We start from the raw sequence: 17,859 nt of genomic DNA on the forward strand, positions 1-17,859 counted from the left end.
AGACTATGTGACGAATAAAAACAGGTCGGTAAAGCCTATCTAACATAATCTCAGGAAAATTTAAACAGGCTCTAAGTGTTTCATTTTAATATCAGCAACAATTCTGCGAATCCCTTTACTTGCATCAGATGCTCGTGCGAAAATGTATCCACCACTTCATGTTGCCACATCACTTCAAAAGGAATATGTACCCCGTATCCGCCAATTGCCAAAACAGGCTGAATATCCGATTTCAGTGAATTGCCAATCATTACGAACTCTGCGGGTTTGATTTGCAGGATGTTCAATAGTCGCAGATATTCCTTTTCAGTCTTGTCGGACATCACTTCGATGTGGTCGAAATAGGGAGCCAACCCGGAGCGTTGGAGCTTATTCTCCTGATCGAGCAAATCACCTTTGGTTGCTACTACTAATTTATATTCTCCTTTACTCTTAAGTATTTCAAGCGTTTCTTTTACTCCCGGTAATAACTCGATAGGCATTTCCAACAGCGATTTTCCTAAGTCTACGATTTTGCGAATATTTTCTGCCGGAATCATTTGCCTGCTGACGTCCAGCGCCGTTTCAATCATAGAGATAGTAAAAGCTTTCGCACCATATCCCAAGCACTTAAGATTCTTCATTTCCGTTCTGAATAATGCGGCTGAAATCTCTTCGGGAGTGCCGTAAGGGGTTAACAACTCCGTAAATCGTTTCTCTACTTCCTGAAAATAAGGTTCGTTGCTCCACAGGGTGTCGTCAGCATCAAAGGCTATTACTTTAATATCTTTTTTCATTTATTCTTGTCGTTAATGAATGTCATTTAAGATTGGATGCTTTTGTATCTGTGTGGCAAAGGTAAAAGAAAAAAGCGTATTTCCTGTTTTTAGAAATGATTTCTCCGGTAGTTTGATAGAAATACCTATCTTTGCAATAGGTTGATAAACTGATAGCAATTAGAACTTTAATTTGAATTTGACAAATGAAAATAGGAGATAAAGTACGCTTCCTCAGTGAGGTAGGCGGTGGAATCGTAACTGGATTCCAAGGTAAGGACTTTGTTCTGGTAGAAGACGCGGATGGTTTCGACATCCCGATGCCGATACGCGAGTGTGTGGTAATTGAAACGGATGATTACAACATGAGACGCAAACCGACGTCGTCGGCACCGAAACGGGAAGAACCTGCCAAGCCGGCGAAACCGGAAATGCTTGTGATACAACGCCAACCGGAAGTGCGGGGCGGTGATACACTGAATGTTTTTCTGGCTTATGTGCCCGAAGATGCGAAGGCGATGATGGCCACTCCCTTCGAGGCTTACTTGGTGAATGATAGTAACTATTATCTGTATTATACCTATTTGAGCGCGGAAGGTAAGTCTTGGAACAATCGCTCACACGGACTGGTGGAACCCAATACAAAGCTGCTATTGGAGGAATTTACCAAAGATATGCTGAATGAAATGGAACGGGTGGCTGTTCAACTCATTGCATTCAAAGATGGAAAGCCCGCTGCCATCAAGCCGGCTGTCAGTGTGGAGATTCGGATTGATACCGTGAAGTTCTATAAACTTCATACTTTCAGTGATTCAGATTTCTTTGAAGAACCTGCATTAATTTACGATATCGTGAAGAATGACGTGCCTACCAAGCAGGTATATGTGTCGGCAGAAGAACTTCAGGTTGCTTTATTACAGAAAAAATCGGTAGATAAACCTAAGTCGCAACCTATTGTGAAGCCGAAACACGGACAAGGCGGAAAGAGTGATATTATTGAAGTTGACCTTCATATAGACTCTCTGCTGGACGATACGAAAGGCATGACTAACGGAGAAATACTTAACTATCAGTTGGATAAATTCCGTGAAGTGATGGAGGCTAATAAGAATAAGCGGGAGCAGAAGATTGTCTTTATCCACGGCAAGGGAGACGGAGTGCTCAGAAAAGCTGTACTCGATGAATTGAAACGGAAATATAGCAACTGCCGATATCAGGACGCTTCCTTTCAGGAATATGGTTTTGGAGCTACGATGGTGACTGTCAAATGATAGTCACCTAAAAAAACAATATAGGAAATCAATCTAGAAGGATATCGAACACAAGAACGTAACCAGAAAAGGAACACTGAAATCGACAACAAAGCCATGGAAGATGGAGATGATTACAAATTCCTTTCCTGAGCAGCGTGTGATAATAGGAAGGGTGGTGTCCATCGTGGTGGCTCCACCCACGGAGATAGGGGCTAACTTGCCAAAGTACTTCACTAATAGCGGAGCACCCAGCAATGCCGTAATTTCGCGCAGGATGTTGGATAGCAAGGCGATAGTTCCCAACTCCGGTCCTTTATATTCGGTGATAAAGATGCTCGATAGCGAATAGTAGCCGAATCCTGCCCCTACAGCCATACAGTCCGGCATAGAACGCTGACTCATAAAAGCACCTGCTACGGCACAGCCTGCCAATGTTCCCAATATAGTCATGATGGGCAAGAAGATAAGCCGCGGATTCAGCGAACGGAAACTCTTCAGCGTATTCGGGTCGTTACCAATACTAATGCCAACGCAGAACATCAGTCCGCATAGCGCATAATAGCTTGACTTACTGTCTGTAAAGTCATAAGGAATCAGATGATAGAATCCGCAAAGAGTGCCGACTATGAAAAAAGAAACGATAATCAGACTACCTTTCATGCTTCTTTCTCCTTTCCGTTATTCCTTATATATAATAGGTACCACAGTCCCCATGCACACAGCGTGCTTCCAATGACTGCTCCCAGTGTGATGATAACGGCTTCCAACCCCAGTGTATGCAATCCTTTAATAATCGCTTCGTTTCCTCCGACATCAATTCCCAAGAGAAAAAGAAGCGTCCATATAAGAAAGGTGATGATTTTATGTATCCATGTCAACCGTTTGCTGCGCAGCAGATAGCCGATAAGCATACCGGTGAGCATAATTCCAATGATGATAAACATAACAAGTGGCTTTTGCTGCAAAAGTAATAATAAAAATGGAACCTTTACCAATTATCATACTCTTACATCCTTGAAGGCTCCTTCTCATCTAAAATCTGAATTACCCTACTTACTTCCGTACTCACTCCCACAAATCCTATCCCTCCGTTCACATTGCTCGGAAACTTGACGGGCTCGTTTATTGTCTCATCAAAAGAATCGGAATCTATCAGATTGAGTGCCCTGAGGTAGTAAAACTCCATTTCCGTAATACTTACCAGGCGGACTATGATATCAATCTTTGCAGATAGATGGGGACGGTCGTCTATGTCTTGAAAGAGGTAACGCGGCACGTGTACCGTCATGGTGTAGGTACTATTCTTGAATCGCGAGTCGTTGAATACTCCATAGATGTTTTTACTTGTGTCGAACAGTCCGTTTTCATCATCATCATCGGTAGAAGGCTGTCCATCGGTCAGAACGATATCTTCCCTGTATATAAAGTTGTAGTTGCGCCATTCGTTGGTGACAATTTCATTATTATCATTTAGTTTCTTAAACATCAATCGCGTGTCCATGATAAGCCGATAATAATTATCCTCGTCGGGTAGGTCGGTGAAAGTTATTTTATGGCGGAGATACTCTGAGGTATAACCGCTTGTCGAAAGCTGAATAGTCAGCGTATCGATATTCTCTATTTCTGCCAGTCGACGGGGGACAGTGACCTCCGACCATGCATGATACTGCCCGTCGTCGGTGATGGCATCCAGCCGTAATACATCACCCGGAGTGAGCTTACTGGTAACGCGGAACTGGCATTGAGGAATCACGTATTCGGATTCAATAGGGAGAGGACGCAATTGTTCCTTCAAATCCCCGTTGATGCGTACCTCCAGCGTTGCATCCAGAATATGAGACATATGTTCTTTTCCGGTAAGATTAAGGAAAACGATGTTTGACAGGCTGTCCGCATTGATTAAGGCATTCATCACCAGTTTGGGCGGATTGTCCTTGACGTTAAAAGGCAATTCATGTTCGCAAGAAACAATAGTCAGTACAAATGCTGAAACTAAAAAATAATGTATAAATGTTTTCATATCCGGTTTAGAATTTATAAGTATAAGTAACTGAAGGTATCAACGGAAGAAGCGTAAACTTCTTGATAACCGCCTTACCATCTTTATTTTCACTGCGGTATACCCATGCAGGGTTCATGGCGTTGTATGCGTTATAGAGACTGATATTCCAAGTGCGTATACCATGTTTCGTCTTTTTGTTGAAGTTGATACCGATGTTCAGTCGATGGCTGGAGGGTAGGCGGTAATTGTTGCGATGTTCCACATACGGGGCTTCCCCTACATAGTTATCATAATAGATATCGAAATAGCCTGAAGAATTATAACCTCCATTCAGGTAATATCCGAAATAAGAAGCAGTTCCCGGTCTAATCACAGCCGTCTGCTCTTCGGGGATAGTGCTAGTACCTCCTGTGTAGAACACCCACGAAGCCGCTATATCAATCCGGTCACTGAATTTATGATTGATGGTGAGATTGATATTGTGCCGGCGGTCATATTTATAAGGAAACCGTTCACCGTTGTTGATGCCGCCTTTAGCAAACTTGCGGTCACTCTTGGCTAAGGTATAAGACAGCCATCCGGTTGTTTTCCCGATAGTTTTCTGTGCCATAAATTCAATTCCCATCGAGCGTCCGCGTCCCATCTCCACTTTGTTCTCCCATCCGGCGGATGCTCCGAAGATGCTGGTTCCTTCTTTATATTCAAGCACATTCCGCATATCCTTATAATACCCTTCTACCGAAAATTCCCAGCCCTTGATGCCCGTATAATATCCGCCCAGCGAATATTGATGACATTGCATCGGTTTTATCTTTTTAGTGATAGGAACCCACAAATCCATCGGCATGGAGATGGGAGTGGAAGTAAGCAAATGCACATATTGGCTCATTTGAGTATAAGACGCCTTGAGTGCGATGTCATCAGTGAGCTGATAGCGAGCGGATAAACGCGGCTGTGCAGAGAAATAACTTTTCTGCTGCACATGAAATAAAGAAAGGTTCAACCCCAGATTCACTCGCAGGCGCGGACTGATTTTAAAATTGTCTTCTATATAGGCAGATGCCTCATGTGCATAAATCGAACGGTTGTTGATGCCGTGGTAGACGGTATCCTTTTGTATCTGACTGTCGGCTTTCTCTGATATTTTCGAAGTCATCACTTCCGGCCGGAAGCTATGGTAAAGATACTCCGCCCCAAACTTGATGCGGTGTGCGGGAGTGGGGTTGTAGTCGAAATCTATCTTGTAGCTCCAGTCCTGAATGCCCGAACTATAGTCGGCAGAATATTTGTTTCCAAAGTTTGTATTGTTGGCGAAGCTGGAAGGAGGGTTGTAGGTATAAGTATCGGCATTGAACTTATACTTGTTGAAAGCAACCGTGGTGTTGCTGAACAGCTTGTTGTTGAATATAAAGTTCCAACGGGCGGAAACAATGGTATTTCCCCAATTCATCTTGCTCTCGTTCTCGTAGCCTGATTCTTCTATTATCATGTTGCCGAAGTGGTCTTTCCCGTTGTAAGCGCTGAGGAAGAGTCGGCTCCGGTCGGAGAACTTATGATTGATTTTCGCATTCATATCATAGAAATAGTAGCTCGATTTAGTATCATTAGGCATGAAAGGCTTAACCAATAAGTCCAGATACGAGCGTCGTGCAGAGAAGTTGAAGGATGTTTTTCCCTTGATGATGGGACCCTCCAAGTTGATTTTACTGGTCAGCAGTCCGATGCTCAGCATCCCGTGAAACTTCTGCATATCTCCGTCGTTGGTGCGGACGTCGATCACCGACGAGAGTCGTCCGCTGAAACGGGCGGGGAACGAACTCTTGAAGAAAGTGACCTTCTTCACCGCTTCGGGAGCAAAGACAGAGAAGAAGCCGAACAGATGGTCGACGTTGTATACAGGAATACCGTCGAGGAGAATCAGATTCTGGTCGGGACTGCCGCCACGGACGTACAATCCGGCAGAACCGTCTACTCCTGCCTGTACGCCGGGCATCAATTGGATGGTCTTCATCACGTCCGCTTCCCCAAGCACGCTGGGTGTGCTTTTTATCTGAGTGATGGGGATTTCAATGGCACCCATCTGTGTGGCAAGGTTCCCGGCTTCCGATTTGTTGGAAACAACGAGCACCTCTTGCAGTTGGTTGTCGTCCTTCATCCTGATATTCAATGCCGTATCCTTCTGAAGGACGAATGAGTGCTTGCTTGTTCCGTAGCCCAGATAGGAGAAGCGCAATTCGGTTTCTCCTTCGGGCAACGTGATACTGTAAAAACCGTAAGGATTGGTAGTCGTGCCTTGTTGTTGATGACTCTCGACGATATTGACCCCAATCAATGTTTCGGAAGACGTTCCGTCGGTGATGTATCCGCTGACCGTAAACTTGCGGCTTATGGCCTTTTTCTCTTTTTTCTTTTGCAGAAGGATGTATCGGTCCGAAAACTGATAGTTCACTTGCTCATCCTTGAACACGAGCTCGAGTATCTCCTTCAAGGTCTTATCCTTTGCTTTCAGATTGATTTTATGTTTTACTGAGATTTCTTCTCCATAGATAAAAGAGAATCCCGTGGAGTTCTCAATCCTTTTAACAAATTCCTTCAGCGTAGCATTTTGTAATGTCAGCGAGAGTCGGGCGTTTGCATTTTGTGCATAGGCCTGTGTGGCGATGAGGAGCACCACGCCTATCAGAACAAACGCTCTGACAGGCTGGTGATCTTGGGATGATATATTCATTATAAGTCTGGTTTAGCGGTAATAGTAATTTGATTATTGTTATGCGAATAGTTGAAATAACCCGCATCTTGCAGTACGGACAAGATTGTTTCCAGGTCCTCTCCGTTGGGGAATCGTGCTGAAATCCGGTAGTTTTGCAGAGCAGAGTCGGTGATTTGGATAGTCGTCCCGAATGAGTTGGAAAGCTTTCGGGCGATATCACTGAGTGGGACATCATCGAATATAAATTCGCCATGCCGCCAGGATATCTCATCTGTTGCATCCACCAGTAGTTTGCGGGTAAGCTTTTTCTCCACCTTATTATATATAGCAATTTCGTTCGGTTTCAGAATCATGTGTTCGGAGTTGCTTTTGTTGCTGACGGCTACCGACCCTGTCAGGAGCGTTGTCCTGACATCTCGACTGTCACGATAGGCATCTACGTTGAAATGCGTACCCAGCACCCTGACGTCAACAGCATCCGTTTGTACGATAAACGGGTGCTTTTTGTCTTTGCTTACTTCAAAATAGGCTTCTCCGTTCAGTTCCACTTCCCGATTGTCCGTTTTGAATCGTTCCGGATACGTGAGTGTGGAATAATGATTCAGGGTGACAGACGTGCCGTCGGGAAGGTTGACGGTGCGTGTCTCCGCCAAAGTGGAAACGGTCTGCATGGCGACGGGTTGCATATAAAGATAGGCCGTCCATACCGACAAACAGAGCAAAACCACCGCCGCTGCAGCAGACGTGCGTACGAGGACTAAGCGTCGGGAGTGCGCCTTCAGTATCCTTTCCAGTTGCGGGTAACTGGCTGCGGCTGAAAAACGTCCGCGTGGCGAGCGGGTAGAAGCGATAAGCTTGTTCAGTGTCTTTTCTAATTCTGTTTCGGTATATTTCATAACTTTTTTCGGTGGATGAGGCTTTAATCTTTTAGTTTTTATTCATCTGAATCGTCAGTTTGCTGACCAGGCCTTCCTTCCATTGGGGGATGCAGGTCAGGGTGGCGTTGTGCTGCTTCATTGGCATCTGTTTGGGGAATATCTTGACCACGGTAGTTGCCGACTTCTTGCCCGCCTTGATAATGACTTTACTTTCTGTCAGTTTCACGAGTGGTACTTGTCCCGGCGATAGGGTGGGGGGTGTAAGTGCTACCGTCCGGTCTTCTTTAGATTTCTTCACGGCAATGATTTTAATTTGAATTTCTTTTTCTGCTTCGTTCTTGTCACAGTTCACCTTCGTGATAGAATGCTCGAATCCTACATACTCTTTCGGATAATTATCGTCATCGCTGCTACACGAAGACAAACAGAGCAATGCTGTGAAAAGGGCAAATAGCCCGATGTTTACGTGATTAAACTTTTTCATCGTTTCTGTCTTTTTTAGTGAATAATAGGTTTATTTGCTGATAAAGACCGGAGGGTGACAGAAACTCCTTACGCTCTTTTGGCTAATAAACGTTAATCTATTTCGGCACGGCTAATCATCTCCTTCAAGCGAGCAGTCGCTTTCTGAAGTTGTGCATCTACTGTGTTGGTGCTGATGCCTAATTCTTCTGCTACTTGTGCGTAACTCTGTTTCTCTTCACGGATACGGATGAATACTTCCCTGCAACGTTCCGGAAGTCGGTCGAGTGCTTTTACGTAAAGAGCGAACAGCTCTTCACTGATTAATGCTTCTTCCGGCGAAGAACTCTGTTCCTGCGGCTCCGGCAGAGAATCGGGATGAATAAGCGTATGTCTTGATTCTTTTTCCAGATAATTGAGCGAAGCATTTTTGACGAGAATGAAACAATAATCTTCAATGTTTCTCACATCGAGCAAATTGCTGCGTTGCTTCCATAGTTTCAGGAATACATCGAGAACGATTTCCTGCGACCATTCTTCCTGTTTCACATAATAGTAGGCAATACGAAAGAGACGGTCGTAAGTCATGTTGTAAAAGTCCCGGAAAGCAGTCTGCGAATCCAGTTCTTTCATTTGCCGCAATAACTTTCTTACTTCTGATTCGGTCATCGGCTTTTAGTTTGTTTGGTTAGTCTACCCAAAGTAAATCACTCATTATGCTGTCGGAAACGAAAATCCCTTCGCGCGTCAGGCACAGAGCACCGTTGCGTTCTTCCAGTTTTCCGCTTTGCAGGTAAGGTGCTGCCATGTTCAGGCAATATTCCCATCGCTCCTTGCCGAATGTTTTTTTCAGTTGTTCCAGAGGAGTCCCCCAAGCGGTGCGCATGGTGGTGATGATAAATTCATTGTAGCGGGTGGTCGGGTCGAGATGTTCTATCTCGAAGGCGCGGCGGTTTTCTTCTATACCTATTATATATAGGTCGATGGAGGAGACGTTCCATTCCCGTGTTGTTCCGTCGAAGGAGTGTGCTGAGGCTCCGCAGCCCAAATAGGGGATTCCTTTCCAATAGGAGGTGTTGTGTCGCGAGTGCTTTCCGGGGCGACAGAAGTTGGATATTTCATACTGTTCGAATCCGGCTTTTTGCAGTTGTTCTATTAGTAACGTGAAAAACTCCAGGCTGGACTCCTCGTCTACTTCGCACACTTGGTGCTGCTTCAACATACTATATATAGGTGTGTCTTCTTCGTAAATCAGGTGATAGGCGGAGATGTGCTCTACCTGTAGGTCGATGGCTTGTCGGAGGTCGTTCTCCCATCGCTCCTTCGTTTCACCCGGAAGTCCATATATAAGGTCGATGCTGATGTTGTCAAATCCGGCTTGCCGGCATCTGCTTACGGCTTCGATGGCGGTGCGGGCGTTGTGACGTCGTTTCAGCAATGTGAGTGTGGCATCGTCGAAAGTCTGTATACCCATGCTGATGCGGTTGAAGGGGAGGGTAGACAGCATTTGCATGTATGGGACCGATAAGTCGTCGGGGTTGGCTTCTAAGGTAATTTCGTAACAGTGTTCCATCCCGTAACACGCTTGCAGAGTGCCGAATATTTGTTTGAAATCCTCTTCCTCCAGTTGCGAGGGGGTGCCGCCGCCGAAGTAAACGGTTTCAATGCGTTCTCCTTTCAAATACGCTTTCCGCATCTCCAACTCCTGGCAGAGAGCCTGTATGTAGCGCGCTTTCAGTTCGCTTCGTGTGGTCGAATAAAAATCACAATAGATGCAACGGGTCTTGCAGAAAGGGATGTGGAGATAAATACCTGCCATAATGATGTCGGTTTGGGATTTTGCGGGTGTAAAAGTAAGATTATTATCCGATATATCAAAAGACTGTTTGTCGAATAACTTTGTTTTTATACGGTTATGAGTGAAATGAATGTAGGCAAACAATGTGTTTCATTACATTGTAACACATTGTTCCAAGCAGTTGAACACATTGTTTCAAGCCTATGAACACTTTGTTTCAAGCAATTGAAACAGAATGAAACTACTGCTATCCGGCAAATTAACCGGCAAGTAATCACCGGACAATGAAGGTGTGTCAAAATGCGCACCTTCTTTTTTTAAACACAAAGCCCCAACTTTCACAAGCTGGGGCTTTGTTATTACCTAAAGATTTTGTATCTTTATTCCTCAAAGAATTGACGAGGATATTGCAGAAAATGATCCAGTTCGGATGGTTCTCTGGTTGAGAATCTGCACCTTGAAAGTTTCAGAAAGTTGTATAAGGAATGCGGCCGCAGCCCTTACCATCCCAGGATGATGCTCAAGGTCATTCTATATGGCTATATGAACAACGTTTATTCCTGCCGGAAAATTGCAAAGCTCCTTCACCGTGACATCTATTATATCTGGCTTGCCGGATATGAGAAACCGGATTTCATTACCATCAACCGTTTCCGCAACCGGGTGAAGAAGGAAAATTATTGATTGGTTTCCGGCAGGTCGGTCAGACGGTCTGCTGGTTGTTAATACTTGGGTTCTCAGGTATTAATACTTGAGTCCTTAGGTATTAATACTTGACGCGTCAGGTATTAATACTTGGGAACTCAGTTGTTAATATTTAAGACCTCCATCGTTAATGGCTGATTTCCAGATTGTTGTTACCTGTGAAATCAGTCATTAATTTTCTTTTTCGCCATTTGCGTGCCATTCGTCTTTTTCTCGCTATTCTTCTCCTTTTTGTTAAAAACGGCATTAATCCGGGTATTTATTTTATGATATTTTGTGCGTTAACATTCTTTTTTATATCTTTGTGCACTCAATTAGAATTTATATTAAAAAAATAATAAAATTGAAAAGCAAAAAGGAAGGTTTGTTGCTTTTGGGCGATGACTTTCTCTCTTTAATTGAGATAATTCTTTTGTTAAACTAAAAAAAGATTCTATGAAACGAAGCAAGTTTATTTCGCACATGCTGTTTCAATGCATGTTTGTGCTGTTTGCTTGTGTATCTGTGAATGTCTGGGGACAATCGTTGGCAATCACGGGTACAGTAACGGATGAAAAAGGCGAACCGATTATTGGTGCCAGTGTGCTTGTAGTAGGTACTACAAACGGTTCTATTACCGACTTCGACGGTAATTTCTCTCTGAAGGATGTTGCTTCCAATGCCAAGCTCTCCATCTCCTACATTGGAATGAAAACGCAAATCATCGATGTACAAGGGAAACGTTCGTTCAAGGTTGTCTTGAAAGAAGATTCCGAAGTGTTGGAAGAAGTGGTGGTTGTAGGTTACGGTACACAGAAAAAGGTGAACCTGACGGGAGCGGTCACCATGGCAAACGGTGATGTACTCGAAGACCGCCCGATTGCCAATGTGACGCAGGGATTGCAGGGAGCCATTCCTAACCTGAACATTACGTTCGATGGCGGTAGCCCGAACGCAACGGCTACTATCAACGTGCGTGGTACCACCTCACTGAACGGCGGTTCGGCACTCATCTTGGTAGACGGTGTAGAGACCAGCGACATCTCTCTGCTCAATCCGCAAGACATCGAAAGCATCTCCGTATTGAAAGATGCCTCGTCGGCTGCCGTCTACGGAGCACGTGCCGCATTCGGTGTGGTATTGATTACCACCAAGAAAGGAACCAAAGGCCAGAAGATGCGTGTCAACTACAACAACAACTTCTCTTGGTCTACTCCGTCGCGTCTGCCCGAAGGCATCAACTCCAGCAAATGGATTCACGCCGTGAACGATTGTGCCACCAACTCAAACGGTAGTGGCTTCTCTCAGGAACTGGTAGATGCCATCGACCGCTACAATAGCGACCCGAGCAAATATCCCTACGCATTTGTCGACGAAACAGGCCAATGCACCGCCAAGGGACAATGGGCCTATGCTGCCAATACCGACTGGTTCGGCGAATTCTACAAGAACGCCGCATTCATGCAGCAACACAATGCCAGCATCAGCGGCGGAACGGAGACCAACAGCTACTACGGTTCTATCGGCTACAAAGGACAGGACGGTCTGTTCGCTTTCGGCAACGATACCTACAAGCGTATCAACATGACGTTCAACTTCACTACACAGGTGACCGACTGGCTGGAACTGTCGTTCCGCACGAAGTACAACCGTAACGAATCGGATGTGCCTTTCACACAGAACTACATGGGTAGCTCTCCTTACCACGAAATTTATCGCGCATTCCCATTCATTCCCATCTACTTGCCTAACGGAGAATTTGCTGCCGTTGAAGGTGCCAACTTCAACTACAACATCGCAGGTATCATGGCACAAGCCGGACGCGATATCACCAAGTCGGACGACTTCTGGTATACGGGAGCATTCACATTGACTCCTCTCAAAGGCTTGTCCATCAAGGGTGACTACACCGGTAACAAGTACTTCAGAGAACGGAAACAACACCACAAGGAGTTGTTCCAATCAAATCCGGATGGCACTTTCCTGTCAAAGAGTCAAAGTAGCCTCAACAACAACAAATACAACGATACCTATCAGGCATTGAACGTCTGGGCCGAATACAAGACCAACATCAAAGACCACGGCCTGGGTATTATGGCCGGTTACAACCAGGAAAGCAAGAACATCACTGCGCTGACTACTACCGTAAGCGGCTTGTACGACAACAACACACCTGTCAGCGACCTTGCCACCACCACTTCTCCGCTGGGCGAAGAAGCCACGGTATGGGCCGTTCAGGGTGTCTTCTTCCGTCTCAATTACGACTATAAGAGCCGCTATCTGGTAGAGGTAAACGGCCGTTACGACGGTTCGTCCAAATATAAGAGTGGTTCACGCTGGGGATTCTTCCCGTCCGTATCACTCGGATGGCGTCTGTCCGAAGAAAAGTTCTTCGAGCCCGCCCGTAAGTTGTTCGACAACGTGAAGGTACGTGCCTCTTTAGGTACACTCGGCAATCAGGTGACCAACGGTAACTTCGACTACTTAGGCTATCTGTCGAGCGAATCGCTCGCCTACAGTATGGGAGGCAAAAACCTTACCGGACTGACACCGCCTACATTGGCAAGCACCAACATCACTTGGGAAAAAGTGACCACTTCCAACTTCGGTATCGACTTGGGATTGCTCAACAACCGACTGAACGCATCGTTCGACTACTACATGCGCTACACCAACGACATGGTGGTATCGAAGACGTATCCGGCAGTGCTCGGAAGCACCGGCGGTAAAGAAAACCTTGCCAATATGCGTACCAACGGATGGGAACTCTCTATCGGCTGGAGCGACAAGATAGACAATGTGGCAGGAAGCCCACTCAGCTACTCGATAGGATTCGGACTGGCCGACAGCTACTCCACCATCACCAAGTACGACAATCCCGAAGGAGCGCTTAACGACTACTATGAAGGAAAACGTATCGGTGAAATCTGGGGGTACGTGACCGACGGCTTCATCGAAACCAAAGAAGAGGCGGAACGTATGCGTACCATCCAAAGCCAGATTTCATCAGGCGAATGGCTGGTAGGTGATATCCGCTACAAAGACCTTGATGGTAAGGAAGGCATCACTCCGGCACGTACCATCGACAATACAGGCGACCAGAAGGTGATTGGTAACACCACTCCCCGCTTCTCTTACAACATCACCGCCAGTGCATCTTGGAAGAACTTCGACGTCCGCGTCTTCTTCGAAGGTATCGGCAAGCGCGACTTGTGGGTAGACAGCCCCGTGTTCTGGGGATTCTCGGGCAACGTATGGCAAGCAGCTGTCAACGATTACCACGTAGACAACTCTTGGAGTCCCACCAACACGAACGCTTACTATCCTATCCCCACTTATAGCAATCGCAGTAAGCAGGTACAGACCAAATACTTGCAGAACGGTGCCTATATCCGTCTGAAAGATTTGACTATCAGCTACACATTGCCTAAGAAGTGGCTTTCACCCATCGGTGTCGAACAGCTGAAAGTATTTGCCAGCGGTCAGAACCTGTGGGTAGGAACCAAGTTGTTCAAGTACTTAGACCCCGATATCGTCAGCACACGCCGTTCTAACTCAGATGGCGGTATGGTGGGTAACCTCCTTTCGGATGGTAAAGCCTATCCGTTTAGCAAGACCTATTCAATTGGTGTCAATTTAACGTTCTAACATCTATCCGATTATGAAGAAACTAACTATTATAGCATTAGGGTTGTTGACATTCACCATGCAGGGATGCGACTTCCTTGACAGAGACGCCGAAGATATCATTGAAAGCGGTAAGTTCTTTGAGAATGCACAAGCAAATGCGCTTGAGCAATATTGCAACGATTTCTATCCCAAATTGTTCTACGGACATGGTGCGCCAAATGGCTATAACTCCATGTTGGAGACCGAATGGGATTGCGACAACATCTATCCTTGGAATAAAAACAACGTCAGCTTCGGACACCACGTTGCTCCGAACAATGCTTCGGGTTCGGACTGGTCGTGGAGCAACATCCGTGCCTGCAACGAGTTCTTGATGAACTACACCAAATCGCCTGTAGCCGATAACGTAAAACAACGTTATGCAGGTGAGATTCTGTTCTTCAAGTGCTTGGATTACTTTAATAAGGTGATAACCTACGGTGATGTGCCTTGGTATGAGACTGCCCTCACCACTTCCGATACAGAAGAATTGTACAAGGGACGCGACTCGCGTATGGTGGTGATGAAACACGTGCTCGATGACATCAACCAGGCCATCCAGTGGCTGCCTAAGAAGACGGTTGTCTATCGGGTAAGCAGGGATGCCGCGCTGGCTTTGAAAGCCCGCATGTGCTTGTTCGAAGGTACCTACCGCCGCTATCACGGCATTGAAGGCGACACCGAATTCCTGCAAGCTGCCTACGATGCTGCCGGCGAGCTGATGAAAGAAGAGTATGGCTATAGCCTGTACGAAGGTACTTCGAAGGCTACCGCCTATCACGAACTGTTTGTACAGGAAAACTACAACAACAATCCGGAAGTCATCTTGTCGAAGGAGTATGATCCTTCACTGAATAAAGGAAACAACGTATCCCGCCAAATCCGCAAGGGAGAGAACGACCAGCTGATGGGTATGAGCCGCGACTGCGCCAACGACTACCTGAAGATTGACGGTACGCCGTTCGACCCCACTTCGGCTACTACTGCAAGAGAGGAACTGGAGAACCGCGACCCGCGTCTGTTGCAGACCATTGCTACTCCGTATGATGGTCCTTATACCTACTATTTGGGAGGTGAACGTAGTGCCATCTCTATCCTCATTTCCGGAGCTACCCACTCCAGTACAGGTTATGCCATCGCTAAGTTCTATACCGACAATGACTATGTAGAAGCCCATGGCAAAGGAACTACCGACGCTATCCTGTTCCGCTTTGGTGAAATCTTGCTGATTCGCGCCGAAGCAGGTGCCGAACTGGGTAAAGACCCCGAGCTGGACAAGACCGTCAATGCGCTGCGTCGCCGTGTAGGCTTCAACGTGGCACTGACCTCTTCACTGGCCAACGACCCGTTGCTGGCTGCCAAACACCCCAACGTAAACGGAAACAATGCAAACCTGATTCGTGAGATTCGCCGCGAACGCCGTGTCGAACTGTTCGGTGAAGGTCTGCGTAGAGACGACTTGATGCGCTGGAAATGTGGTCAACGCCTGGTTGCACCGCGTGCAGGCATGCCGCTTTATACGGACGTTTATTCGGCAGCAGATATCGCAACGTTGAAAGACGAAGCCGGTGTGTTCGGCGACAATACATTGGACGTATATGGCAACCGTAACATTGCGCCCGCCGTATTCGATGAGGAAAAGCACTATCTCTTCTCATTGCCTCTCAACGAAATCGCGTTGAACCCGAACTTGAAGCCTAACAACCCAGGATGGGGTGAATAAGGCATAGAGTTATATAGGATATTTAATAAAAAAATGAAGAGGCTGTGTCAAAAATAGGCGCAGCCTCTTTTTATAACCTGTTGAAAAACATAAAACAAAGCCCTGACTTTCACAAGCCGGGGCTTTGTCATGTCAAAAAGTTTTTGTAACTTAGTGACAAATAACAAATTAAATGTCTACAAAGTTACATACAAAATCTTACAGTAACAACGACAGGCTGTTTTTTCTGCTGAATCCCAATGAAGACATAGCGGAAAACGATCCTGTACGCGTTGTTGATGCCGTTGTCGAGAGTCTTGACCTTAGGGAGTTTAAGAAACTGTACCGTGAGCGTGGCCGCTGCCCTTACCATCCGAAGATGATGCTCAAAATCATTCTGTACGCCTACATGAACAACATCTACTCCTGCCGGAAGATAGAGCGTCAGGTTCAGCGCGACCTCCACTATATATGGCTGGCGGCACAGGAGCGTCCCGACTTCGTGACCATCAACCGGTTCCGCAACCGAGTGAAAAAAGAAATAAACAATATCTTCACACAGGTGGTCCTGCTGTTGTCCGAGCGCGGTTTTATCACACTGGACGTGGAGTATGTCGACGGAACAAAGATAGAATCCAAAGCCAACAAGTATACCTTTGTATGGCGGAAGACCGTTGAGAAGAATCGTGCAAAACTACAGGAGAAAATACGTGTCCTTCTACAACAGATAGAAGATGTAATAGCACAGGACAAAGCAGCAGAAACCGAAGCAGTCGAGTTCACGCCCGAGACATTGACTTCGCTTATCGGAGAACTGAAAGACGCACTGGCATCCGAACCTGAGCCGATGGACAAAGAGCAGAAGAAAGTTCGCCGTGAGCAGAAGAAACAGATAAAGGAACTGGAGAAACACCGGGACAAACTCGAAGAATATGACAGCCGTCTGGAGCAGATCGGCGAGCGCAACTCCATGTCGAAGACCGATCCCGACGCCACGTTCATGCGCATGAAAGAAGATGCGATGAACAACGGCCAGACCAAGCCCGGATACAACCTGCAGCTTTCCGCTGAAAACCAGTTTATCACCGACTTCGCCCTGTTCCCCAATCCCACCGACACTCTGACACTGATACCGTTTTTCAACTCCTTCCTTGACCGTTACGGACATCTGCCATCGGTGGCGGTGGCCGACTCCGGCTATGGCTCCGAAGAGAACTACCGCTTCATGGACGAGGCCGGCATGGAGGCCTACGTCAAGTACAACCGATTCCACCTCGAACAACGTCCGCGTTACAGACCCAATCCGTTCCATCACGACAACTTCCACTACAATGCTGCAGAAGATTATTACGTCTGCCCGATGGGGCAGCATATGACACGCATTGGCACATCCCACTCAAAGACAGCCAGTGGCTACCGCAGTGAAAACGCACGATACCGCGCTCAGAACTGCAAAGGCTGTCCCCTGCGATGTATGTGCTACAAGGCCAAAGGCGACCGACGTATAATAGAGGTTAACCACCGACTCAACGAATACAAACATAAAGCCCGCGAGCTACTCACTTCGGAGGAAGGCATCCGACATCGCGGACGACGATGTATCGAGCCCGAGGCAGTCTTCGGACAGATGAAGTTCAACATGGCATACCGCCGCTTCCGCCACTTGGGCAAAGACAAGGTCACGATGGACTTTGCCTTCTTCGCCATTGCCTTCAACATCAAGAAAATGTGCTCAAAGATAGCGAAACAGACCAAAAACGGGGGAAATACGCCCCATTTTGGCCTGTTAATGCTTATATCTCGAATTTTGCATCTTGAGAATCGGATATTTTGGAAAAATCCTCAAAAATCGGTCGCCTAAAAAATACCGAAACCTCAGAGCTCTAAAAATGAGAAGCTGCGCCGTAAACCTTAATTACGACACAGCCTCGTCACCCTATTTTACA

Annotated in this window: 13 protein-coding genes and 1 pseudogene; 5 read left to right on the forward strand and 9 right to left on the reverse strand. The window is 46.4% G+C overall.

Translation table 11 applies throughout. The features are described 5' to 3' along the window. Positions 1 to 80: 80 nt before the first annotated feature. Entirely contained in the window at positions 81 to 776 is a 696-nt protein-coding gene (locus NSB03_RS09860; protein WP_024987211.1) for an HAD family hydrolase, read from the reverse strand. A 185-nt stretch (positions 777 to 961) separates the two neighbouring features. On the opposite strand from NSB03_RS09860, the gene NSB03_RS09865 reads away from it, so the two are divergent. Further along, positions 962 to 2,026, forward strand: a complete 1,065-nt coding sequence (locus tag NSB03_RS09865; RefSeq protein ID WP_024987210.1) for a DUF2027 domain-containing protein — start codon at positions 962 to 964, stop codon at positions 2,024 to 2,026. A 33-nt stretch (positions 2,027 to 2,059) separates the two neighbouring features. Here NSB03_RS09865 and NSB03_RS09870 read toward each other — a convergent pair whose 3' ends face one another. From NSB03_RS09870 to hemW, 8 genes are all read right to left on the reverse strand, one after another. Next, entirely contained in the window at positions 2,060 to 2,668 is a 609-nt protein-coding gene (locus NSB03_RS09870) for a LysO family transporter (protein ID WP_024987209.1), read from the reverse strand. After that, positions 2,665 to 2,952, reverse strand: coding sequence for a LysO family transporter (locus NSB03_RS09875; RefSeq protein ID WP_024987208.1), 288 nt, complete (start codon positions 2,950 to 2,952; stop codon positions 2,665 to 2,667). The genes NSB03_RS09870 and NSB03_RS09875 overlap by 4 nt, the downstream gene beginning before the upstream one ends. A 62-nt stretch (positions 2,953 to 3,014) precedes the next feature. Next, on the reverse strand, positions 3,015 to 4,028 hold the full coding sequence (locus tag NSB03_RS09880; protein WP_024987207.1) for a DUF4249 domain-containing protein: 1,014 nt from the start codon (positions 4,026 to 4,028) through the stop codon (positions 3,015 to 3,017). Between the two features lie 7 nt (positions 4,029 to 4,035). Further along, positions 4,036 to 6,738, reverse strand: a complete 2,703-nt coding sequence (locus tag NSB03_RS09885; protein WP_257466362.1) for a TonB-dependent receptor — start codon at positions 6,736 to 6,738, stop codon at positions 4,036 to 4,038. Beyond that, the gene (locus NSB03_RS09890; RefSeq protein ID WP_257466363.1) at positions 6,738 to 7,616 is read right to left on the reverse strand and encodes a FecR family protein; all 879 of its coding nucleotides are present in this window, start codon (positions 7,614 to 7,616) and stop codon (positions 6,738 to 6,740) included. Before NSB03_RS09890 ends, NSB03_RS09885 begins: the two co-directional genes overlap by 1 nt. A 31-nt stretch (positions 7,617 to 7,647) precedes the next feature. Then, entirely contained in the window at positions 7,648 to 8,082 is a 435-nt protein-coding gene (locus NSB03_RS09895) for a hypothetical protein (protein ID WP_024987206.1), read from the reverse strand. 92 nt (positions 8,083 to 8,174) lie between these two features. Beyond that, on the reverse strand, positions 8,175 to 8,729 hold the full coding sequence (locus tag NSB03_RS09900; protein WP_024987205.1) for an RNA polymerase sigma-70 factor: 555 nt from the start codon (positions 8,727 to 8,729) through the stop codon (positions 8,175 to 8,177). A 19-nt stretch (positions 8,730 to 8,748) separates the two neighbouring features. Next, the gene (gene hemW, locus NSB03_RS09905; RefSeq protein WP_065539385.1) at positions 8,749 to 9,879 is read right to left on the reverse strand and encodes a radical SAM family heme chaperone HemW; all 1,131 of its coding nucleotides are present in this window, start codon (positions 9,877 to 9,879) and stop codon (positions 8,749 to 8,751) included. 355 nt (positions 9,880 to 10,234) lie between these two features. Here hemW and NSB03_RS09910 point away from each other — a divergent pair. The 4 genes and pseudogenes from NSB03_RS09910 to NSB03_RS09925 form a co-directional block, all read left to right on the forward strand. Beyond that, positions 10,235 to 10,533: pseudogene (locus tag NSB03_RS09910) on the forward strand (transposase); the annotation flags it as partial. Positions 10,534 to 11,025: 492 nt separating this feature from the next. After that, entirely contained in the window at positions 11,026 to 14,190 is a 3,165-nt protein-coding gene (locus tag NSB03_RS09915; RefSeq protein WP_371826228.1) for a SusC/RagA family TonB-linked outer membrane protein, read from the forward strand. A 13-nt stretch (positions 14,191 to 14,203) separates the two neighbouring features. Continuing rightward, entirely contained in the window at positions 14,204 to 15,934 is a 1,731-nt protein-coding gene (locus NSB03_RS09920; RefSeq protein ID WP_257466364.1) for a RagB/SusD family nutrient uptake outer membrane protein, read from the forward strand. A gap of 172 nt (positions 15,935 to 16,106) precedes the next feature. Continuing rightward, a complete protein-coding gene (locus NSB03_RS09925) occupies positions 16,107 to 17,774 on the forward strand; it encodes an IS1182 family transposase (protein WP_245001016.1) in 1,668 nt (555 codons plus the stop codon). Positions 17,775 to 17,859 lie beyond the last annotated feature (85 nt).

It is taken from the genome of Bacteroides acidifaciens (assembly GCF_024623065.1).
Classification (GTDB): Bacteria; Bacteroidota; Bacteroidia; order Bacteroidales; family Bacteroidaceae; genus Bacteroides; species Bacteroides acidifaciens.